The 22301-nt window shown below is 37.9% G+C and carries 18 protein-coding genes and 1 pseudogene; 1 reads left to right on the forward strand and 18 read right to left on the reverse strand.

Annotated features, from left to right (window positions below; genetic code table 11):
* Positions 1 to 156 precede the first annotated feature (156 nt).
* The 7 genes from DIZ30_RS11000 to zapA all read right to left on the reverse strand — a co-directional run bounded on the left by DIZ30_RS11000 (position 157) and on the right by zapA (position 8335).
* A complete protein-coding gene (locus DIZ30_RS11000; protein ID WP_002296456.1) occupies positions 157 to 1419 on the reverse strand; it encodes an ABC transporter permease in 1263 nt (420 codons plus the stop codon).
* Positions 1412 to 2311 (reverse strand): ABC transporter ATP-binding protein, encoded by a 900-nt coding sequence (locus DIZ30_RS11005; protein ID WP_002295091.1) that lies wholly within the window; start codon positions 2309 to 2311, stop codon positions 1412 to 1414. The genes DIZ30_RS11000 and DIZ30_RS11005 overlap by 8 nt, the downstream gene beginning before the upstream one ends.
* A gap of 144 nt (positions 2312 to 2455) precedes the next feature.
* Positions 2456 to 4234: an excinuclease ABC subunit UvrC gene (gene uvrC / locus DIZ30_RS11010; RefSeq protein WP_002334114.1), complete on the reverse strand. Its 1779-nt coding sequence runs from the start codon at positions 4232 to 4234 to the stop codon at positions 2456 to 2458.
* A 181-nt stretch (positions 4235 to 4415) separates the two neighbouring features.
* Positions 4416 to 4730 carry a thioredoxin gene (trxA, locus tag DIZ30_RS11015; RefSeq protein ID WP_002290803.1) on the reverse strand — a complete coding sequence of 105 codons (315 nt, stop codon included), beginning with the start codon at positions 4728 to 4730 and terminating at the stop codon, positions 4416 to 4418.
* A gap of 86 nt (positions 4731 to 4816) precedes the next feature.
* Positions 4817 to 7177, reverse strand: a complete 2361-nt coding sequence (locus tag DIZ30_RS11020) for an endonuclease MutS2 (protein WP_002296458.1) — start codon at positions 7175 to 7177, stop codon at positions 4817 to 4819.
* A gap of 114 nt (positions 7178 to 7291) precedes the next feature.
* Complete coding sequence (locus DIZ30_RS11025; RefSeq protein ID WP_002295088.1) at positions 7292 to 7840, reverse strand: CvpA family protein; 549 nt, start codon at positions 7838 to 7840, stop codon at positions 7292 to 7294.
* 57 nt (positions 7841 to 7897) lie between these two features.
* Positions 7898 to 8335: a cell division protein ZapA gene (gene zapA / locus DIZ30_RS11030; RefSeq protein WP_002295087.1), complete on the reverse strand. Its 438-nt coding sequence runs from the start codon at positions 8333 to 8335 to the stop codon at positions 7898 to 7900.
* A gap of 201 nt (positions 8336 to 8536) precedes the next feature.
* Between zapA and rnhC the strand changes: the two genes are divergently transcribed.
* Positions 8537 to 9454, forward strand: a complete 918-nt coding sequence (rnhC, locus tag DIZ30_RS11035; protein ID WP_002334112.1) for a ribonuclease HIII — start codon at positions 8537 to 8539, stop codon at positions 9452 to 9454.
* Positions 9455 to 9831: 377 nt separating this feature from the next.
* Here rnhC and DIZ30_RS11040 read toward each other — a convergent pair whose 3' ends face one another.
* From DIZ30_RS11040 to DIZ30_RS13750, 11 genes and pseudogenes are all read right to left on the reverse strand, one after another.
* Complete coding sequence (locus DIZ30_RS11040; protein ID WP_002295084.1) at positions 9832 to 10743, reverse strand: N-acetylmuramoyl-L-alanine amidase; 912 nt, start codon at positions 10741 to 10743, stop codon at positions 9832 to 9834.
* 400 nt (positions 10744 to 11143) lie between these two features.
* Positions 11144 to 11722 carry a TetR/AcrR family transcriptional regulator gene (locus DIZ30_RS11045; protein ID WP_002295080.1) on the reverse strand — a complete coding sequence of 193 codons (579 nt, stop codon included), beginning with the start codon at positions 11720 to 11722 and terminating at the stop codon, positions 11144 to 11146.
* A gap of 19 nt (positions 11723 to 11741) precedes the next feature.
* Positions 11742 to 12410, reverse strand: coding sequence for an ABC transporter ATP-binding protein (locus DIZ30_RS11050; RefSeq protein WP_002295078.1), 669 nt, complete (start codon positions 12408 to 12410; stop codon positions 11742 to 11744).
* Positions 12411 to 12424: 14 nt separating this feature from the next.
* Positions 12425 to 13495 carry an ABC transporter permease gene (locus DIZ30_RS11055; protein ID WP_002334111.1) on the reverse strand — a complete coding sequence of 357 codons (1071 nt, stop codon included), beginning with the start codon at positions 13493 to 13495 and terminating at the stop codon, positions 12425 to 12427.
* 170 nt (positions 13496 to 13665) lie between these two features.
* On the reverse strand, positions 13666 to 15030 hold the full coding sequence (locus DIZ30_RS11060; protein WP_002323810.1) for an NAD(P)/FAD-dependent oxidoreductase: 1365 nt from the start codon (positions 15028 to 15030) through the stop codon (positions 13666 to 13668).
* Positions 15027 to 16586 (reverse strand): helix-turn-helix domain-containing protein, encoded by a 1560-nt coding sequence (locus tag DIZ30_RS11065; RefSeq protein ID WP_016925810.1) that lies wholly within the window; start codon positions 16584 to 16586, stop codon positions 15027 to 15029. The genes DIZ30_RS11060 and DIZ30_RS11065 overlap by 4 nt, the downstream gene beginning before the upstream one ends.
* Positions 16587 to 16641: 55 nt before the next feature.
* Positions 16642 to 19122 (reverse strand): annotated as a pseudogene (locus tag DIZ30_RS13445) (hypothetical protein).
* A complete protein-coding gene (locus DIZ30_RS11080) occupies positions 19106 to 19441 on the reverse strand; it encodes a hypothetical protein (RefSeq protein WP_002334107.1) in 336 nt (111 codons plus the stop codon). The pseudogene DIZ30_RS13445 and the gene DIZ30_RS11080 overlap by 17 nt, the downstream one beginning before the upstream one ends.
* 13 nt (positions 19442 to 19454) lie before the next feature.
* The gene (locus DIZ30_RS11085; RefSeq protein ID WP_025478008.1) at positions 19455 to 20471 is read right to left on the reverse strand and encodes a DUF916 and DUF3324 domain-containing protein; all 1017 of its coding nucleotides are present in this window, start codon (positions 20469 to 20471) and stop codon (positions 19455 to 19457) included.
* Positions 20472 to 20578: 107 nt separating this feature from the next.
* Entirely contained in the window at positions 20579 to 21259 is a 681-nt protein-coding gene (locus DIZ30_RS11090) for a WxL domain-containing protein (protein WP_002334105.1), read from the reverse strand.
* A 284-nt stretch (positions 21260 to 21543) separates the two neighbouring features.
* Positions 21544 to 22301 (reverse strand): alpha-hydroxy-acid oxidizing protein (locus DIZ30_RS13750; protein WP_234414806.1); only part of this gene is annotated, 758 nt, incomplete at its 5' end.

The raw sequence follows: 22301 nt of genomic DNA on the forward strand, positions 1-22301 counted from the left end.
ACGCCTCCAAAAATTGGTATACTCAATATTATAAAGTTGTTATACACTATTTTCAATGAATATATATCCAATATAGTAAAATAAATAAAATAGGTCTATACAAAAAGAAGCTGGGAACAATAGATGTCCAGCTTCCTTCTATATTTTAGGATTGTTTTATGCTTTTTTTCGTTCATTCCTCATAATTGAAATCGATTGTTTCAATGAACTCCATAATCCGCCTTCGCTATAAACGAGTACATTCGATTTGTACATGTTTGCAGACAAGATCATCAATAAGAATGTTACGGCTACAAGTACCAACAAGGAAATCAATGCTCCACCCATACCGACTGTCTCATTTGCTAAGCGAACCGGCATAATATATGAAGATAAGAATGGAATATACGAAGTGATCCGAATAACGATATTGTTTGGATCTGAAGCTCCTAGTATCAATCCAAGCATGTATCCGCCTAGAGATAGATAAGTCACTGGCAAAATTGCTTTTGCTGTATCTTCTGCTTTGTTGACCAAAGAGCCACATAAAGCTGCTAAAACAGAAAAAATCAAAATGCCAAAGATCATGAATAGAAGAGAATACCACAAGAATGGTCCAATCAAGTTATCCAATGAGATACCGTCTAATATATTTTTGACCATTTCCATATCTTTGAATTGACTGTATCCTATACCAAAAATAATACCGTATAATGCCATTTGCGTTAATGCAACAAGTAAAACACCTGTTAATTTTCCGTAAAAATGCTTTTGTGCAGTCGTACTGGACAGGATCACTTCCATGATCCGCGTGCCTTTTTCAGAAGCGATCTCTTGTGCAATGATCTGCGCATACGTCAAAATAATAATGAACAAGACAATCGTTGCTACATAACTTACGACATATTGGACTGTCGAGTTATCTTCTCCGACTGTCATTTTTCCTTTTGAATCAAAATTGACTTTTTGTCGAGTCAAACTTGCTTGTTGGCTCAAGCTAGCTACTTCTTCTGGTGAAATGCCTAATTGACTCGCTCGAAGCATCGATTGCAAGCCAGTCAGTTGTTGTTGTATCAGTAGTTGTGTACTTTGTCCTAATGAATTTTCGCTATAAAGCATCCCATTTATCTTATCATTCTCAGTTGAGACTACTAAATACGCATCGATTTTTTCTTCCGAAAGCTCTTTTTGTGCTTTTTCTTCAGAATCAACTGCTTTGAACTCAAAATCATCTGTTTTGACTTGGCTCATTTGCTGACTGATTTGCTCATTATCAGCCAATACGCCGATTTTATTGACATCACTATTTTGTTGAGCAAAGTTTCCTGCTACATAAATGATACCCAGCATGATAAAAGGGACTAATATCATGATCAAGAAAGAAATCGACTTAACATTTTTTAAATAGACATCTTTGGTAATAATCCAAAACTTACGCATCGATTTCACCTGCTTTCAATTTGAAAATCTCTTCCAAAGTTGGCGGTTGTTGGTTGAACATAGGAATGTAGCCGAACTGAGTCGCACGAGTAAAGATTTCTTTCCCAGCTTCAGGATCTTCTAAGGTAATCTCTAACGTATTGTCTTCATGAAGGATCACTTTTTTCACGCCTTCGATTTCTTCTACTTCCTGTTGGCTTAAACCAGATTCCAAGAATAACTTCGTACGGCCAAATGATTCACGAATCTCATGTACTTTTCCATTCAAAACCATTTTTCCGTTTCGCAACATGATCAAATGATCGCAGATTTTTTCTACATTATCCATATTGTGGCTAGAAAAAATGACACATGAACCATGTTTTTTCAATTCCAATATTCCATCTTTTAGCAATTCAGCATTTACCGGATCTAACCCGCTGAATGGCTCATCCAAAATGATCAATTTAGGTTCATGGATTAACGTGGCGATTAGCTGGACTTTTTGCTGATTTCCTTTAGACAAAGATTTTACTTTATCCGTCTTTTTCCCTTTTACCTGAAATTTTTCCATCCAAAAATCGATTTTTGGTTCAATCTCTTTTCTTGATTTCCCTCTAAGTTCTGCAAAATAAAGCAGTTGGTCTTGAATCGTTACTTTCGGATAAAGTCCCCGTTCCTCCGGAAGATAACCGATGACATCATAATCTTTCTCCCCAAGATGATGGCCATTCCATAACACTTCTCCTTGGTCTTGTGTCAAAAAATCCAAGATCAAACGAAAAGTCGTTGTCTTCCCAGCCCCGTTTTGGCCAATTAGCCCCATGATTTTTCCATCGGGGATTTGGAAAGAGACATGATCGACAGCTGTGTAGTTCCCAAAAGTTTTAACAAGATCCTTGACTTCTAACATTTCTTCACTCCTTCTTCAAGAAATCACATATATCCTTAGACACCAGACGTAAGCGATTTATTATTTACCAACAAAACGTAAACGCTCTTTTTGTTGTACATAAAATGATAGGACACTTTACTTTCTTTGTAAAGTGCCCTTTCCTCATTCCTGATGTAATTTATCAAATACGTTTTGTGCGACATTTTTCGGCAGTCCGATTTCTTGTAATTCTTCTGTCGTGGCTGCTGTGATATTTTTCAACGATTTGAACTCTTTAAGCAGCATTTTTTTTCTTTTTGGTCCTAACCCTTCAATTTCATCTAATCGGGAAGCAAAACTGTTTTTACTGCGTAGCTGCCGATGGAAAGTGATTGCGAATCGATGGACTTCATCTTGGATTCGCTGGAGTAAGAAAAACTCTGGTGAATTTCGCTCAAGCGGTACTACAGCCAAATCTGTACCGAATAGCAACTCATTTGTTTTATGTTTATCGTTTTTTGCCATGCCAGCAATAGGAATATCGATTCCTAATTGATTTTCTAAGACATCTTTTGCCACATCTACTTGTCCTTTTCCTCCATCGATCAAGATCAAATCAGGTAAAGGCAACCCTTCGCGAATCACTCGTGAATATCTGCGATAGATGACTTCTCTCATTGATGCATAATCATCCGGTCCGTTGACTGTTTTTATTTTATATTTCCGATATTCTTTTCTTGCCGGTTTTCCATCAATGAATACGACCATCGCAGCCACAGGATTCGTCCCCATGATATTAGAGTTATCAAAAGACTCGATACGTATTGGGGTCGGGATATTCATCGCGTTTCCTAAACGTTCAACTGCTCCGATCGTCCGTTCCTGTTTTCTGGCAATCAGATCAAACCGTTCATTCAAAGCAACTGAGGCATTCTTATTCGCCAATTCAACTAATTTTTTCTTTTCTCCTCGTTTTGGTTGCAGCACTTTCGTAGCTAACAAAGCTTCTACACTTGGCTTGTCGATCGTATCAGGAATCAAGACTTCTTTAGGAATGAAATGCTCATTTTCCTGATAAAACTGACCGATGTAAGTCAAGAAATCTTCTTCTGCTTCGTTATAGAAAGGAAACATTGAAACATCTCGTTCAATTAGCTTTCCTTGTCTTACGAAAAACACTTGGACACACATCCATCCTTTGTCAATCGCATAACCAAATACATCTCGATCCAGTAAATCAGTATTTGTCATTTTTTGGCGAGTCATGATTGTCTCAATGGCACGGATCTGGTCTCGGTACTCTGCAGCTTTTTCAAACTCCATATTTTCAGCAGCTTTTTCCATTTTCTGATGGATCTCTGACTCGATTTTTTCGTGTCCTCCGTTTAAAAAGTTTTTCACTTCATCAACGATTTTCGTATAGACTTTCGGATCTACGTCGAAATAATAAGGACACAGACATTGTCCCAAATGATAGTAAAGACAAGGCTCCTTCGTCTGACTAGGTTTGCATTTTCTTAGAGGAAATAATCGATCGAGGATCTTCTTTGTCTCATTCGCCGCACCGACATCAGGATATGGTCCAAAATACAGTGCTTTGTCTTTTAGTACCTTACGAGTAATCACCAAACGGGGATATTTTTCATTCGTTATCTTAAGGAAAGGATAGGTTTTATCATCCTTTAACATAATGTTGTATTTAGGATCATTTTTCTTTATCAGATTGATCTCTAAGAGCAATGCTTCGATATTCGATTCTGTAACGATGTATTCAAAGTCTTCGATTTCACTAACAAGCCGTTCCGTTTTCGTATTATGGCTGCCAGTAAAATATGAGCGGACACGATTTTTTAATATTTTGGCTTTGCCGACATAAATGATCGTTCCATTTTTATCTTTCATCAAGTAACAGCCGGGCTGATCAGGAAGTAAAGCTAATTTGTTTTTGATTCGTTCGTTCATCTGGTACTCCCCTTCATATTCAATTAAAGTTATTATAGCATGTCTGTCAAAAAAACAATCCAGCCTGACAACGTAATTATACTCAAAAAATATTAATTTGAATAACCTTAACTCAACCGCAAAAAAACCGAGGACGGAACTGGATTCAGTTCCACCCTCAGCTTATTTTTGCTGTAAGTTTTTATAAATATTGATCGATCATTTGACGTAGTTGTTCTTTTGAATGAACACCAACAGCTTTTTCTACTACTTGACCATCTTTTTTCAACATTAATGTTGGAATGCTCATGATACCGAATTGTTGAGGAGTTTCTGGATTTTCATCCACATCCATTTTAGCAATTCTGAATTCTTCTTCATCATATTCTTGTTCCAACTGATCCAAAATCGGTGCTTGCATACGACATGGACCACACCAAGTTGCCCAAAAATCAATCAATACAAGTCCTTTATCTGTTTCTTCATTAAATGTCTTATCTGTAATTACTTGTGACATATCAAAGACCTCCATTTTTAAAATCTATGACTAGTATAGCATTTCTATACTTGGATAGCGAACCATCTGCTTACCTTTAGTAAGTTTTACTTAAATTTAACAATTGTCGCACCATTTCCGCCTTGGTTTGCCGGTGCAAACTCAAAGCTTTTGACGCTCCGATGGTTTTTAAGATAATCAGTAATTCCCTTGCGAAGTGCGCCTGTTCCTTTTCCGTGGACAATAGTCACTTGAGGATAACCAGCTAGAATGGCAGAATCCAAATATTGATCTACCTCACTTAGCGCTTCTTCGTATCGTTTTCCTCGAAGGTCCAATTGATTCGGCACGTGACTACTAGATTCAGATCGTACAGCATGGATAACTCGTTGTGTCGGCTCTTTTTGAGGAGCAACAGGCGTCAGCTCGTCTTCGGACACATTCATTTTTAATATACCGATTTCTACTTGCCACTGATTCCCGTTTTTACGTAAAAGCGTCCCTCTTTGGCCGTAAGTCGTAACCAACACTTCGTCTCCCGGTTTCAACGTTTTTTGTTCTTTCGCCTTCTTCAATACTTTATTTTTCTTCAAAGTTTCTTCTTGATGTAGATTTGCTAATTGGGTCTTTGCATCGATCAACTGATGCTCTTTCACATTTCCTTGCCCAATCTGCTGTTGCATTTTACGAATATCAGCAATGATTTTTTCTGCTTTTTCTTCCGCCTCTGACACGACTTCATTTGCTTTTTTCTTTGCTTTTTCCATTTCTTTTTCACGTTCTTCAAAGAAATAGCTGTAAGCTTCTTTCAAATCATCGTGAAGTTCTTGTGCCTCAGAAACAAAATGACGCATTTCCAGATATTCGGTCTCTGCCATTTTCCGGCGATTCTCTAAATCTGTGATCATTTCGTTTAAATCTTGGCTCTCATCATTCATCAACTGCTTCGCTTCATCAATAACTTCTGTATCAAGACCTAATCGGCTAGAGATTTCAAACGCATTGCTTCGTCCAGGAACGCCAATCAGCAAACGATACGTTGGACTTAATGTATCCACATCAAACTCCATGCTGGCATTAATCGTATTTGCCCGATTATATCCATAAACTTTCAATTCAGGATAATGCGTTGTTGCCATCACATAAGCAGACTTTTTACCAAGATCATCTAAGATTGCGATTGCTAGAGCAGCACCTTCTTGCGGATCTGTTCCTGCACCGAGCTCGTCAAATAATACCAGACTTTTTTCATTGACTTTTGATAAAATATCTACAGTGTTCGTCATATGAGAAGAAAAGGTCGATAGACTTTGCTCAATCGACTGTTCGTCTCCTATATCCGCAAATACTTCCTCAAAAATACCGATTTGACTTTCTTCACCTGCAGGAATCGGTAATCCTGCTTGCCCCATCAGTTGTAACAGACCTAAAGTCTTCAACGTGATCGTTTTCCCACCTGTGTTAGGTCCTGTAATGACGATGGCTTGATAGTCTTTTCCGATTGTGATGTCATTAGAAACTACTTTTTCCTGATCGATCAGTGGATGTCTTGCTTGTTTCAAGACGACATGATTGTCTTCACTGATTCCCGGCACGATAGCTTTTACTTCTTTACCAAATCGTGCTTTTGCATTCATCAGATCCATTTTACCAATCACATAAGCATTGTGGATGATTTCTTGACGATGGGGAACAAGTTCAGCAGAAAGTTCACTTAAAATACGTTGAATCTCATTTCGTTCAGCGATTTGGTATTGACGCAAACGATTATTCAAATCCACCACTTGTTTTGGTTCAATAAATAAAGTCTGTCCTGAAGCACTTTGATCGTGGACTACACCGCCAAATACACCGCGGTATTCTTGTTTGACTGGGATAACGTAGCGGTCATTTCGCATGGTGATGATCGCATCACTTAAATACTTTGCATTTTTCCCACGGACGATCCCATCTAACTGTTCACGAACAGCTTGTTCACTTCGCCGAATGTTCTGTCTTATGCTCTTTAACTCAGGAGAAGCGTCATCAGTCACGCGTCCGTCTTCATCGATTGCTTCCTTTAAACGGCGGCTCAAAACAGGGATCGTGACTAACTGATCTGCCCACATATACAAACGTGCAAATTCGATTTCACTGTCAGAAAGATCATCAATGAAACGATTTAATTCGCTTGTCGTAGACAATACTCTGGAAACTTGTGCAAGCTCCACTCCATTCAAGTCTGCTCCGATCTCGATCCGTTTCATATGGGGACGGATATTTTCAAGTTTAGGTATAGGGATCCCGCCTCGCAGACGTTGCACTTTCAATCCATCCTCAGTTTCTTGAAGCCAGTTTGTGATCGTTTGTTTCTCACTCACTGGTACCAATTCTGCCAGTTCTTCTTTTCCTTGTGCAGTCACTACAAATTGTCTGACCATCTGTTTGACTTTTTCAAATTCCAATGTTTCAAGGATTCGGTTATTCATTTTATCACCTTATCTTTCACTATGAAAAAAGAGCTGTGCCGGACATACGCTACGCAGCCTTCTTAAATAAACTACTCTGTACAAAAAACGAAATATTTTCCAGCACTATTTTCCTTAATTCAAAATATTCGTTACCCAAAGCTCATACATCTTGTTGGTAAGAAATGGCGTTCTCTCAACGATAAAACGAGCGAAACTATGCTCGCCGAATTGATTTTGGACCACATCTAATGGAACAAAGGCAAGTAACTGCAAAATCAAAAATATAGTAACGTAAGCCATGATTAGTGACAGGATGCCTCCTGCAATCCAGTCTACCTGTCTCAAGATCGGCACATACGTCAACCCATGGACAAAAACCCCCACAAATCGGGTAAGCAGCCAGCCAATTAGCAAAATAATCAGAAAAGCAGTTCCTGCATAAAAAGCTTCATCTAGGTGAAAGGCAAATACCTGATCAAAAAATGCTAACTTTGATGTTGGGGTGACAGCTGGGTATGGAATGTATAATTCCAAATGACTTGCTAATGGTTTGTAAAAATGCTGGGCAGCAATAAATGACAATACATATCCAATCGCGAATATGATTTGCAAAGCAAACCCGCGACGTGCTCCAGAAAAAAACGCAATTAGCAATAAAAATAAAATCAGCAAACTCAGCATGCTACGTTCCTTTCTCTTCTAACTTTTTTAAATTTTTCTTATTTTGATAAAAGGATCTTAATTAGAAGATTTTTGTTTAATTTGTCCTTTTCGTTTCTCGTTTAAAATCTGTTGTGCTTCCACATGATTTTTAATGGTATGATCTGCTTGACCATTTTCTTTCAATACTTCCCGAGCTTCGTTCTCGATTGCTTCAATGCGTTTCACACGATTTTCAAGCTCTGTAAATTTGATCATTTTTTTCTTTAATTCTGCTGTTTCTTCTTCCAGCTCCAAGATTCTTTCTTGTTTCTTCAATTGATCCGAAAGCGCATTGACAGCCATCAAGATTGCTGCTTGTTCATTATCCATTTGTGGTGATAATTGTTTCAATTCTGCTAACTGTTCATTGATCAGCTTCGTTACGATATCCATATGATGCTTGGTTTCCCGTCCGATAATAGTATATGTTTGGTTGGCAATCACTGCTTTGTAGCGTGTTTTTTCGTGCGCCATACGAATCATTTCCTCCTATTTGATGAAAGTTTTATTTAGTGTACCATGAAGTTGGTTCTTTCACCGTTCTCCACAAATATTTTTCACATACTTAACTATTATATGATAAACTTTAAAAAAATGCTATGTCTCGCAATCTCTTAGAAAACGAAAAGTCGTGAGTTGCGGTATAGTTTTATGTATAAAAACGAGGAGAATTTTATGAGCAACGTCATTATCAAAGCAACAAACGACCAACTTAGTCAAATGAAAGCATACTATCGCTCTTATTTGTTAAATAAACAGATTCCTTATACTAGCTTTGCTGCAAAAAAAGACGGGACGACCATTACTGCTTATACATCCGGAAAAGTGATGTTTCAAGGTACGAATGCAGCAATAGAAGCTGATAAATGGGGGAAGGCACAGGATAAACAAGCCAAGCCAGCAAAAACAGCCTCTTCTTTGCCAAAAAATATCAGTCAATTATCCGTTTTAGGTAGTGATGAGGTCGGAAATGGCAGCTATTTCGGTCCGCTAACAGTATGTGCTGCTTATGTGAAACGTGATCAGCTTGCAGAATTACGTAAACTTGGTGTTAGAGATTCAAAAGAGTTAAAAGATAGCCAAATCATCCAGCTTGCTGACATCTTAAAAAAAACCATCCCCTATAAACTGCTTGTCTTATCTCCAGAAAAATACAATGAGATCCAACCAAAATACAATGCCGTTCGGATGAAAGTCGCTTTGCACAATCAAGCGATCCATTTGCTGCTAAAAAAAATCGAGCCAGAAAAACCAGAAGCGATTTTGATCGATCAGTTTACGCCAGAAGCAAATTTTAAAAAATATGCGCGTTTAGAAAAAAATCAATTACAAGAAAAACTGTACTTCGTTACTAAAGGAGAACAATATCATTTAGCTGTTGCTGCTGCTTCTATCATCAGTCGTGCCAGCTTTTTGGAAGAGTTACACAAAGCATCAGCTGAAGCTGGAATCACCCTTCCATCAGGAGCTGGAACGAAATCTGACCAAGTAGCGGCAAAACTATTGGAGAAAGGCGGCATGCCTATGCTTGAAAAATATGCCAAACTTCATTTTGCCAATACAGAAAAAGCTTTGAAGCTACTAAAAAAATAATGGAACTGTGACAAAAGTCATGTCACAGTCCCTTGTTCCGAATAAACGGTGTTCAATCATCTGATCCTCGGTATTAGCTCAACAAACGGCAAAATATGAGGAACTATTTTTCCGTTTGTTTCTCTAATACTCAGAACAAAACGTTGATTTCACAACCTTTTTCTTAAACGGTGTTCTCATGCCAACTCCTCGGTCACAAGTCACAATAGTCATCAAACATGAGAAGCTGTTTTTTGAAATTGCTCCTTGTGACGCGGAGTTAAACGGCAGGCTCACAACCTCTTCCTTAAACGGTGTTCAAAAGCTTGCATCTGCGATAATAAGCCCGGCCAAACGAAAAATATGAAGAGCTATTTTTGTTTGGCTGGGCTTATTTATTACTGAAAATAAGTGGTCAATGCTTGTGTCAAACTTGCAGCAATCTGCTGCTGATAACTGTCTGTTACTAATTCCTTTAAATCACTATCATTATTCATATAACCCATCTCGATTAAAATAGAAGGTTGAAGATTTTCTCGAAGAACTTGATAGTTCCCAGTGGAGATTCCTCTTGAATCCAGAGGCAGATCAGTGAAGGAGTCAGCAATTGTCTGTGCTAATGTTTCCTCTTGTCCATAGTAATAATATGTCGTGATTCCAGTTGCTTCATTCGCATATTCCGTAGAGTCTGCGTGTAAACTGATAAAGACATCTGCCTTTTTTTCTTCACTGTAGTCGCATATATCTCCAAGCTGTACTAATTCATCTGTAGTATGGGTCAAATAAACCGTTGCTCCAGCATCCTCTAGCGCCTTTTTTACTTTTATGGCTGTACTTAATGTTATATCTTTTTCTTCTGTTTGTTCATCATTGCTTAATGCCCCAGTATCATTTCCGCCATGCCCAGGATCTAATACAATCACTGCATCAGATAGCTCTTCCGGTTTTGTTTGTATATTCTTTGTGACTTTGGTTCCATCTTCGAGGGCTAAATATCCAGTATAGCCATCATTTGTCTTGATTTGATAAGCATTTTTTGTTTCAGAAAGAAACTCCGCCAGCTCTCCGCCGTTTATAGTTGCAAGTGGGGTAGTTAGCGAGTCATCTGTATATAGTGTACGGTCATTTTTTCCGATTTTGATTAATGTCTCTTGTTCTGTATCATCAAATGATTCCTTTGTCTTTGTAACCGTACTGTTCGTACTGCTGACCGTTTGTCCAACTATCTTTTTTTGACCAAAAACATCTATTTGAAAACAGATAATAATGATAATGATTGCAAATACAAAAGCTCCAATTATTTTTTTCATTCTTGACTCTCACCTCGTAGATCCAGACTAAGGGCCAAAACTTAAAATCAGCTTAAGTAAGCAAAAAAGGGGCTGTAAAAGATATAACCGTAGAAAATAACATTACTGCTAAAATGATTTTTTTCATTTTTGGCATATCCTGAAATCTCCTTTTGACTATTCGTGGTGATTCATCTACCCAATAAATAGTTTCCTTCATTCTACAAACAATTAATTTCTACGTTATTAAATTAAAACACTTCCTGGAACACCGACATAATAAATAAAAATATACCCTGATAATCATGAGAGAATAACAAATTTGTATTTATGAAAAACTACCTATATAAAGAAGCAAGATATAACGATCTTCGTCATATCTTGCTTCTTCACCTAACTATTTTCTCCCTATATAACAGCTTTACGCTTCTCCTAATACACCATTCAAATATAAATCGATCAATTGCGCCACATTTAGCGGTTCTTCCACAGGTCTTTTCGACCGAGTGATGTAAGGTGCTAACACTAAGAAAAAATGCCTTGCTGCGATTTCTTTTGAAATCCCATTTCTTAGCACAGATTGGTTTGCTGAAAAGATTTCTTCAAAAGGTTCACGATAATTTTTCTTCCATAGAAAGAAAAGATGATCTCTTGTTTCCTTTGAAAGATTGCTTTCAAGATCGTGAAGCATCAGAAACAAATCGACCAGATGTGTCTCAATCAAAAACTGCGCCATTTTTGTCAAGGTTACTTGAAATCCCGTTTCGCTTGTTTGAACGATTTCTCTCAAAGCTTTTCCAACATCTTTTAAGTGGTTTTCTAAAACTGCCGTATATAGTTTTTCTTTATCACCGAAATAATGATAGAGATTGGGCTGGGTGATCCCAACTTTTTGTGCGATTTCTCTTGTTGAAGTGCCGAGATATCCCTTGGACATAAACAAGTCAGTCGCTTCTTTCAAAATTTTTTGCTGTGTATCTTTGTTGTATCGATGGACCATTTTTCCACCTGCTTTTTGGTTATTCTTTTTCTTTCAATACACCATCTTCCATCATAAATATTCTATCGCATTTGTCAATCAGCCGTGTATCGTGAGTAACCATGATCGTTGCTTTATTTTTGTCTTTTGATTCTTTTGCCAAGATATCGACTACTTCTCGTGCCTTTTCTGAATCCAAACTAGCAGTTGGTTCATCTGCTAGAATAATGGACGGATCATTGTACAATGCACGAGCGATTGCGACCCTTTGCCGTTCTCCACCAGATAGTTCTTCTGGATACTTGTTGATCAACTTATCCACGCCAAGCTGCTCAAATAATTCGTTTGCTTCTTTTTGACGATGTTCATGTTTAATCTTATCTACTAATAATAACTGCTTTTTTACTGTCAGAAAAGGAACCAGATTGGAAGCTTGCAAAATAAAGCCAATTTCTTTAAAACGTAGTTTAACGCGTTCGCTTTCTTTTTGATTACTGAATTCTTGATCATTGATAAATACAGATCCACTGCTAGGCGTCTGCAATCCGCCTGCCAAAGTCAAAAAAGTACTTTTACCTGAACCAGAAGGACCGATGATTGCAACAAATTCCCCTTTATCGATACTCATGGTTGTTTCTTTCAATGCTTTAACTACTTGGTCGCCATCTTGGAAACTTTTTTCTACTTCTTTAAATTCTATTGCTTTCATGTTCTTCCTCCTTCTTATCCAATTGCCTTCAACGGATCGATTTTTACGATTGTCCGAACAGAAAATAGTGCGCCTAACACAGCTACTACTAACATCAACAAGCTAATGACGCCAAAAAACAGCCAATTGCTTTGGAATGGAACCGCATCAGGTAGAACAAGGGATGTTCCCACTGTTCCTAATAGACCAAGAAGAATACCAACAAATGATAAAATGAATGTTTGTGCCACTACAGAACGCGCAATAAATCCTCCTGTGATCCCTTGTGCTTTCATTACACCAAAGATATTAATCTTTTGCATCGTCAGTACATAAATGAAAATCCCGATCACAATAGCCGCAATAACGATCAAAAATCCGATCATAAATCCAAAAGTCAATACTTGCGCATTATATCCAGGTAATTCATTGATGAATTTAGAAATTTTGATCTGTTCTAAATCTTCAGGTAAATTACTGATTTTACCTCTGACAACTATTGCGTTAATCCGTGCATTTTCACTTGTATCTTCTTTTTCGAAGCGGATTTCTTGGTAAGCATTGATGGTTGTATAGAGAACTGGTGAGACATTGAATTTGGCATGATCCGTAAAGCCAGTTAGTTTAAACGTCTTGTCACTACCAGATAACTTAACTGTATCTCCTATGGCTAGACCATATTCTTCTTTCAAACTAATATCGCCTACTGCCTCATCATCGTTATCAAAAGCTTTTCCTTCAACAAGATTGGGCATGATGAATTGATTTTTATCGATACCGAAGAAGCTAACATTGATTTTTCCTTCTTCTGTACTGTCTTTACTAGTCACGACTCCAGGTGTTTGGGCAAGATACGCCACTTTCCCACCTTCGACTTCTTCTACTATCTTCTTAGTAATCATGGACATCCCTAGATTTGAATTTGCATCTTTCGAAAGCACAATCGAATCTGCCTCCCACTTGTCGACTGCTGTTCGATTATCTTGAGCTAAGCCATAAGCTAACCCAGTCAAAAAAAATACCAGGTAGGCGATCAAAAACATCACCCCTGCAACTAACGCATAACGTAACTTTGAATGCATAATTTCATTTAATGCTAAAAACATTTAACTCCTCCTCCTGAAATAATCATTTTATACAACAATTTTATCACTTGATAAATTTTTGGCGAATATTATGCTCAAAAAATTCTTCCGCTATTTCATTATATGAATTTTTTATTCTCGATTGATTAATATTTATTATATCCCCACACAATAAAAGACCGTGATATTTCTCACAGTCTTTTATCTACTCTATTGCTATTTGCTCTCTTAGCTAGTACTTTAAAAGCTAACTCATTGAGGTAGTGAAAACGAGAGGTGTATTCAGACAGAAATCCAAAATCCTCAACTGCTAGCTGTGGAATCGTAGTTTTGTGTTTCACGATATCCGCAAGCAGGTTCAAATCTGATAATAAGAATTCTTGGCTTATCAGCTGTCCGCCAATTATTTCTAATGTATCCGGATGGTAGATCAGCTTTGCATTTACTGTTTTGTTTTCTTCGTCGTATTGTGGAAATAGATCAAATTCTCCTGAACACGAACCGGTATTTTGTTCCAAGAATGGCGCTTCATCTTCTGTCAGCCCTACAGTTCCTAAAAAGTAGTCTATAATGACTGCTGCTGTTATCTTTTGTCTGAGGTCGTAAGCGGTTGGCTGACCACTCAAAGTTAGCGCTACTGCTCTTGCCATATGTACAGCTCGAGTAACTAAAGGTAAAAAGAGATGCCGTTTATTTTTGTCAAAACTGACTGGGACGATATCTCCAATCGCATAGATGTCCGGATCACTTGTCTGCAGATATTCATTGACTATCACAGTCTCATCCTCATACAAAGCCACTTTTTCTTTTAACAATGTCGTATTAGGACGAGTTTGGGCAGAAAAAATGACCATATCTGCCTTTATTGTTTGAGACAGAAGTTGTACGGATACTACTTTTTCTTCTGATTTTTTCCAATCGATCAAGAATTCATTTGGATAAAAATTTATTTGCTTAGTTTGCAGCTGATTTTGAAAACTGTTGATCATATCCTTATCGAAATATCTTGATAAAACATTCGGCATATAATCAACTAGATGAATAATGTATCCTTTATTTCTCAAAGCATCTGCTAATTCCAATCCAATGTAACCAGCACCGAAGATCACTACTTCTTTTGCTTCTTTTAAAGCGGCAAGTACTTGCTTAGATTGCACTAGATTTTTATAGGTGTAGACATTTTCAGCTTCAATTTGTTTATACAAGGTGACAGGAGAGGAACCTGTCGCTACGATTAATTTATCATAGGTTATGGTCTCGTTTTTTCCTTCTTTGGATGCGAGGATGAGCTGATGTTTGTCTGGATCAAGTTCAGTTACTCTCCATTCGGTGATCAGTTTTGCCCCACTTTCTTGAAGAGTCCGCATGTTATGGGCAACTTCAGCTAAACTACGTATCTTTCCTTTTAAATAAAGGTTGATTCCATTTGAAACATAGCCTAGTCCATCTTTATGATCTTCATCGATCAGTAAAACTTCTGCTTTCGGTTGAAGTTTTCTTAGATTTAGGGCAGCTGTGATGCCTGCATGGGAAGCACCAATGATCACGATTTTCATGTTTTATTCATCCTTAAATTCAATTTTTCTAAATAACATTCTTTTAAAAATTGGTTCAAATAGGGGAAATCATAATTATATTCGTTGCTAGTGAATACAAAAACTTTAGCGGACTTCTGTGACGGGTACTCTTTCAATTGGCTAGTCAAAATGATATCATACTGCTTTTCTTTCTCGTATTCGACTAAATCATATTTGATCGTATTCAGCAATTGTTCCTGGATGATTTCTTTCACGATATCCGCCATTAGCCTTTCATAAGGAAGATCATAAGCAATTTGCAGACGTAATTCTAACTGCTTGATCAGCGTCCGTAAAATAGATGCATAGCGAGCAAATAATTCAAAGCGGGCATTTTCCTCGTCTACTTCAGTAAAATCAACAATAGCAAATGTTTGTCTGACCAATCTTTCACATAAAACCAGGAATTGTTTATCTTCTACTTCAGTTAACCGCTGTTTTAATCCTTCTTGGCCAAAAATATTCATCCATCCTCTAAAATAGGCAAAATGAGCGTGATTTTGCATCACTGTCAACGCAATCTTTTGCGAAATCTCTTCTGGAAAAACATAAAAAGAGAAATATTCTTCTATCGATTGTTTAAACGTTCGATTCAATTGAGCTACTACGTCGTCTTTGTATTTTTCGCTTATCAAAAACTCCTGGACATGCGAGTTATGTGTATCTAATGTAAAGTTACTGATCATGAAAAGATAAAAAACCAACGTTTCATTTTGATTCCAAGGAAAGGCATATTGAAAGAAGTAACGGGTCAAAAATGTATGGAGGTCCAATAAAAATTGTGTCGTTTGAAACAATCCAACAGGAAGATTGCTATAATCTGGTTTGGATTTTTTCGTACAGCGCATTCGCTTCTTCATAATGGAAAGCCATATTTCAAATTTCAATCGTCCTTCTTCTGTAATAGCAAAACTAAACTCTTTTTGCAGCAGATCTAAAAAAGTGTTTCCTGATAAATCACTGTATTCTTTTTTGTTTTCAAGATAGGGACGTCCAAACCAAAATAATTGGAAATAAAAATAACGAATTTGACTTTCTGGACCGGTCAGCCGCCCGCTTTTTATTTTCAGATGAAACTCATTTAAAGAATCATTTAATTCCTTCACTCTGCGAGACAAAGTAGCCGAACTGATATTAAGTTCCATGACAAGTTTCTGCCGATCAAATGAGCCATTTTCCAACAGATAAAGAAGTATCTGATATTTTGTAGAATAGCGCAAGTAACAATGATAATAAACATCGACTGCTGCTATATTTCCATGTCTGATTAATAAAATATTCCCTTCTTGGATAACAATTTCCAATTGTTTGATATTTTCCAAGTTAGCTTGTAAATAAAACAGATCTTCTTTCAAGGTAGCCCGATCAACTGATAAGCGGGTAAGTACGTTATTAACGGAAACCTCTCCTTTTTCCTCTAATAAAAGTTGGAAAAGTTTGATTTGCCGTTGTTCATTTTTTTCAAGCAAACTGAAAAGTTCCAAGTCCACTCCTCCAAGCATTTCTGATTTTAACAGCAGAAGTTTCCTTCTCATCCTTGAAAAAGAGGATCTGTGACAGTTATCACAGATCCATACAAATTCTAATCACTTAGCTGGTTGGCCCAGCTGTCAGTTCCCATGTGACCATGCCTTGATACGTTGCGCCAGGTTGAGCATTCGTACTGCTATTTACCTCTAAGAGTAAACCATCGGTATCGGGAAAGTCAACGAGAACCTCTCCTTTAGCTGTTCCATCACTCTCATAAATCAACGTGTTTTGACCTTGCTGAATCAATTGCTTTGATCCAGAATGATTGAAGTATAATTTTGTTCCGCTTAATTCTTGACCTTGATCATTCTTAAATAAAGAAGTCAATGTACCTGTCAGTTGCCAAGGAGACGTGCTTGGAAGCCGAGTATCCCGCACATCAAAAGAAAAATCGCCTTTTGCTTCATAATAACTTGTCTTCAACGGTTTGGGGAGATCGTTACCAAATGTAAAATCATCTGGTACATTAACTAATGTTAATTCTTGTTTGGGGACAAGAATTGTTTTAGCAGATGTTTGGACAACTGGGTTAGGAAGCTTAGCACCATCTGCTAATGTAATATTGCTGGAAAGTACAGCTGCCTTTGTCAGTATGCTGACGGATTGTACAGAAGTATCTACAGTATTTAATTGATAGTTGTAAGTAAGATGAATGGTATCTCCTATTTTGCTCAATAGATCTGCTGGGACAGAAACTCCTTGTTGAATGCCGGTATCTGCGATAGTTGTACCATTTAATTTTAAGGAACCATTGATATAAGTAGTATTTTCAGGAAGTGAGATCGTGATTTTTTTGTCGGTTATCGCATCCCCAGATTTTGTTAACGTGAATGTCACATTTTCTTGAATCGTATCTCCTGATAGAGCAGACAGGGGATCTCCTGTCTCAGGTTGTCTGCTAAGGTTTTTTAGCTGACTATCTGCACTCACAGATGGAAAATTAGCCACTGTTATTTGAGGAAGAGTGGTGATTCCAGCTTGTTCAGACTGCCATTTGTACGCAAAAGACGGATACATGTTAGTAAGTACATCGTCCACCAAGCGATAATCAAAATAATATTGCCCTGAAGCCAATGCAGGTAGTGTAGAAGTAGCTGTATTTACACCCCCGTTATTTGATTGGATCGTTTGGAAAAGTTGATCTGTCCATCCTGTCGCTAATTTTTGGGTTCCTTTCGAATAAAGCCTGTAATGGATCGAACCCTTTTTTAGTTCAGTTGCTGACCAATTGGCCGTGACTTGGTACGATGCAGAAGAAAGGAGCTTTCCCCACTAACTATCGGCTGTTAAGTTTGTTGGTAAAACCGTTCCGTCTAGCTTGTACTGCTCCAATACCTTTAAAGCAACAGGAGAAAGCAATCCGCCTTGCGCATCTTTCCCACTGTACACGATATTGGCTGTCTGATTCAATCCACTTGTGCTTGCTGGAGTATGAGTCAGTATTGCTCCTTGTGTAACGTTTTTTCCTGTAAAATAGTTGACTACGCGATCAAAGCGACTAAATGGCAACTGATCAAAACGTCCTTCAGTCAGCCCCATCGTCAATGTCCGACTATTGGTAGAGCCTGGAAGGTTCTGGTTATTTCCATCCACGTATTCTGTGGTATCAGCAAATGTATTATATTTTCCTGTTGAATCACTTGGTGAGATGTAACTATTCCACGTATTTATCTCTGCACTTGCAGAAAATGCATATGCTCCTGGATTCAAGTTTCCGCCAGTTAATTTAGGATAAAATCTACCTGCAGCTGGAGCTAAAATCGAATTGAACATACGATCTTGGATAATATTATTCGAATCATAAAAATCAACAGAAAAAACGGCCTTTTTAGACATAGAAGGTTGTAATTTACCCTTGGTCAAAATTTTGTTTGGACTCGTATCATATTTATCTCCGTTTTCTGTCATCTTCGCGACATTAGCTGTAACATCAAATTGAAGCGGGATATCATCCACGTTGAATTCGCCTCGCGTAATAATAGCAATAATATCTGCCAATAGAGTATTTGTATCCCGCGACCCCATCCCAAAACGCAAGGTATGGCTTCCTGCTGATAATAAACTTCCGCTAGTAACCTTGATGGGGGCACCGGCAATATACAAGTAGGCGTTGTTCCAGTCAATTGCTTTTAATACATCACTGCTTGATACATGTTCCGGCAAATTGATGATCGCCACAAATGCAAATCCTTGTGCAGTGATATTCACCAAATCAAGTACATTTGTTAGTTTCACATGGCTTTCCCAATGAAAACGGACCGTGCCACCTTTCCAAGGATCATTTGAACCATCGTTCAAATAAGTAGCAGTCAATTTAGGCAATTGGTTAGCCCCAGTTAGTTGGACAAGCTTCCCGCCATTGACTGCACTACGTCCACCATTTGGAGGTACGATATTTTCATACGTGTATGGATCATAAGAAATGGCAGGAGGCGTTGCTCCAACAGCTTCTGCCGAAGGTGAAAAGGTAAATATACTTAAAACAAAAAACGAAGTAAAAAAGAAGGAGCAAAAAAATGAAAATTTATTTTGTAGCAACATGTTCATCCTCCTTTTCCTTTCTTCTCCATAACAACAACCACGCAAGAAGCCATAATTCTATACCAATGATCAAATAAAGAAAACGGATCTTTTGTTCATTCGTCTCCGGGAATACGCCATGTTGATTAGATTCTTTATAAATCGGTAGCTGTGTCTGCTGTTTTGATGCGCCATTGACTGAACCACTTGGATGCGGAACTGGACTTAGATCATAAAATGTAATCATACCTGAACTTTTGGTATCTGCTTGGACTGGCTCTTGCCAGCTGAAGAACAGCAAACTTGCAATAATCCCTCCCAATAAGATCGATGTTTTCAACGAAATCACCTCATCATGTTGTTTCTCCTTTTTTCTTTTTCTTGTGGACCCACAAAAACAGCAAAATCAACCATAACACTAGAACTGCAGCAACCAATCCTGCATAAAGCCATGGGAAAGATTGTTCTTGTACTGCAAAAACGGAATTTTCATTTACTTTTTGTGCTTTTTCTTTTTTGATCGTAAAGTTTTGTGTAAATCGCCATTCATTACTGTCGCCTGATTTTGCTATGATTTCTGCGCGGTAATCGCCGGCTTTTGCTTTATCACCAGCTAAATCAAGATTCAAGTGAAAATTCGAATTTGGTGCAACTAAAAATGCATTAGACGTATTTTCAATATAAAGCTGATTTTCATAAAAGATCTTGCTCGTAAATATCAAATTGCTGATAATCCTAGGCTGAGGATTTTGGAAACGAAGCTGAACAGTTGGCTTTGCGTTGACCTCGTCCAAATCTCCTGATAAAAGTTTCAGATCCGGTTCTATCGTCTCTTGACTTTCTTGTAAAACGACTGCGAGATTATAAGCAATACGATTTTTGATTTGTGCTCCTTCTGTAGCATTTTCTGTTTCAGCTTCTTCTTTAGGTGAAACATGAATACCCGCTAATACACGTCCCTTAAAGCTTTTTGCTGGGATTTTCACTTCTATAGGTACAGTTGTTTCTGCATGTGCTGATACATTGATTTCCTTTTTCGCAATGAGCAAAACGTCACGGACATCAAACGGCAATGTCTCATCTAACGTTGGTTTTTTTTGACTATAATCGATCGTTCCACCATCACTCGTTACCGCCGGATTGACAGAGACCTCAAATGTTCGTTCTTCATCTGAAGAATTGCTGATAATTACTTCTAGTGTCTGATTTTGTTCCGGTGCCACTAATAAATCAAAATAACCGATTGCTTTATCTATTTGGTTCTCTGGAAATACCGGTTTGATTCCAAAGTCTCCTGCTGAATCCTTTGCTTGGCTGATTGACGGAAAAATGAAAAATAGACTTAAAATAGAAAAAAACGAAACAAACAGTCATTTACTTTGATTCATTGTCCACCACATCCTTTCAACAACAACTGCGGTAAAAAATCCTTCACCTATAGTATTTTCACCGCAGTTTGTTGAATTTATTTCATACTCTATGCTACTGGGCCAGCCACGAGGTTCCAAGTCAAATCAGCCGTGAATGTTCCAGCTGCTGCTTTCGGCACTTTCAGTGTGATATTTGCTGGATCATAAACAGAAAGCCATGTTCCCAGACCTTGGTCTTTTGCTGCTGTAAATATTGGTGTCGCTGCACTTGCTTTACTCAACCCAGTTACAGTTTGACTAGTTGGTCCAGTGGATTCGTTATCTGACGTACTTTTAACAATGGATGTTCCAAAATCTAATTCAGCGCCTTGCAAAACTTGTGAACCGTTTACAAAATCTGAAACCGAAACTGTCACGTTCCACCCTTGTGCTTGGCCATCTGCACCTACACCTCGACGATCTGATACTTGGAGATAAGGTGTATCGTTTTTTGAAGCGTCTACTTGATACGTTTTTGTTCCGCTTTCAATCTCGTGTGTACCAAATGGCAATTCGGGAACTACATCCAGTGTTAAAGGACCTGTCTGGCCAGTTGCTGGATTTTCCGGATCTGCTGGCTCTACTGGTTTTGAAGGATCAGTAGGGTTAAGAGGCTCAACGGTATTTGTTGGTTCAGTAAAGGTAATATCTCCTTTTGAAGTCGCTTGACCCTCAGCAAAAGCTGGTGTTGCCAAGCCACCTAGAAGAAGTGTTGAAAGTAATAATGTCCCAATCATGTTCTTTTTCATAATAAATCACTCCTTTTTCTTAGTGACCTAAGTATAGTAGAGACAGTATGCAAAAAATCCTCATGAATTCATCCGCTTACTTGAAATTATGACCCTTTTTGTATAAAAGAGAAAAAAACAATAAAATCGTTTACATGAATATTCTTCCTTTTTTATTAAGTATGAAAAAATATTTCAATTTTATTTTTTCGTTTCAAATTATTCTATTAGTGACATCCTTGAACTATAAAAATAGGAGTACGGCATCATCTGCCGCACTCCTATTTTTTTTCGTCATTTATTTCTTAAATAAAACGATTCTCACGCAATTTTATTTTTTTGATATCTTCTACTGTTTGTGTTCCAGCTAATTGCATGACCATTTCCAATTCTGTTTTAAAGAAATCAAACACTTGATGGACTCCTATACTTCCTCCTAAAGACAATCCATAAATAACGGGTCTGCCAATAGCAACAAGATCGGCACCTGATGCGATTGCTTTGAAAACATGTTGTCCACGTCGTACACCGCTGTCAAACACGATTGGTACACGTTTATCTACTGCTTCTGCCACATATTGCAACGAATCAAACGCAGCAGGCCCCCCATCTAATTGACGGCCACCATGGTTAGATACCCAAATTCCACCAGCACCAGATTCTAATGATCGATAGACATCTTCTTCTGATTGAACACCTTTCACGTAGACTGGCAAATCAGAATGAGCAGCGATAAATTCTACATCTTTTGGACTAAGTTTTTGTTTGGAAGATTTATATACAGCATCCATCGTTTGGCCTACTCCTGATTGATAAGCCTGAACGATCGGCATTGGCAGCGGGAAGGTAAACCCATTTCTGCGGTCTGTTTCACGGTTTCCGCCAACTGTTGCATCCGCTGTCAATACGATTGCTTTTGCTCCATTACGCTTGGCCACTTCAAGAATATCCAAATTGATTCCATTATCTTTGCTCATATAAAATTGAAACCATTGCGGTGCTTTCTCCCCGCCTGCTTCTCTTATCTCTTCTAAAGTACAAGAAGCGTAAGAACTTGCTGTAT

Origin of the sequence: Enterococcus sp. H57 (assembly GCF_003112495.1) — a bacterium.
GTDB lineage: Bacteria > Bacillota > Bacilli > Lactobacillales > Enterococcaceae > Enterococcus_B > Enterococcus_B faecium.

Excerpts from the sequence above, each read along its gene's own strand:
- DIZ30_RS11020 (WP_002296458.1), bottom strand. The coding sequence starts at position 7,177 with ATGAATAACCGAATCCTTGAAACATTGGAATTTGAAAAAGTCAAACAG.
- DIZ30_RS11025 (WP_002295088.1), bottom strand. The coding sequence starts at position 7,840 with ATGCTGAGTTTGCTGATTTTATTTTTATTGCTAATTGCGTTTTTTTCT.
- DIZ30_RS11050 (WP_002295078.1), bottom strand. The coding sequence starts at position 12,410 with ATGAAAGCAATAGAATTTAAAGAAGTAGAAAAAAGTTTCCAAGATGGC.
- trxA (WP_002290803.1), bottom strand. The coding sequence starts at position 4,730 with ATGTCACAAGTAATTACAGATAAGACATTTAATGAAGAAACAGATAAA.
- rnhC (WP_002334112.1), top strand. The coding sequence starts at position 8,537 with ATGAGCAACGTCATTATCAAAGCAACAAACGACCAACTTAGTCAAATG.
- DIZ30_RS11045 (WP_002295080.1), bottom strand. The coding sequence starts at position 11,722 with ATGGTCCATCGATACAACAAAGATACACAGCAAAAAATTTTGAAAGAA.
- DIZ30_RS11000 (WP_002296456.1), bottom strand. The coding sequence starts at position 1,419 with ATGCGTAAGTTTTGGATTATTACCAAAGATGTCTATTTAAAAAATGTT.
- DIZ30_RS11090 (WP_002334105.1), bottom strand. The coding sequence starts at position 21,259 with ATGAAAAAGAACATGATTGGGACATTATTACTTTCAACACTTCTTCTA.
- DIZ30_RS11060 (WP_002323810.1), bottom strand. The coding sequence starts at position 15,030 with ATGAAAATCGTGATCATTGGTGCTTCCCATGCAGGCATCACAGCTGCC.
- zapA (WP_002295087.1), bottom strand. The coding sequence starts at position 8,335 with ATGGCGCACGAAAAAACACGCTACAAAGCAGTGATTGCCAACCAAACA.
- uvrC (WP_002334114.1), bottom strand. The coding sequence starts at position 4,234 with ATGAACGAACGAATCAAAAACAAATTAGCTTTACTTCCTGATCAGCCC.
- DIZ30_RS11040 (WP_002295084.1), bottom strand. The coding sequence starts at position 10,743 with ATGAAAAAAATAATTGGAGCTTTTGTATTTGCAATCATTATCATTATT.
- DIZ30_RS11065 (WP_016925810.1), bottom strand. The coding sequence starts at position 16,586 with ATGAGAAGGAAACTTCTGCTGTTAAAATCAGAAATGCTTGGAGGAGTG.
- DIZ30_RS11055 (WP_002334111.1), bottom strand. The coding sequence starts at position 13,495 with ATGTTTTTAGCATTAAATGAAATTATGCATTCAAAGTTACGTTATGCG.
- DIZ30_RS11005 (WP_002295091.1), bottom strand. The coding sequence starts at position 2,311 with ATGTTAGAAGTCAAGGATCTTGTTAAAACTTTTGGGAACTACACAGCT.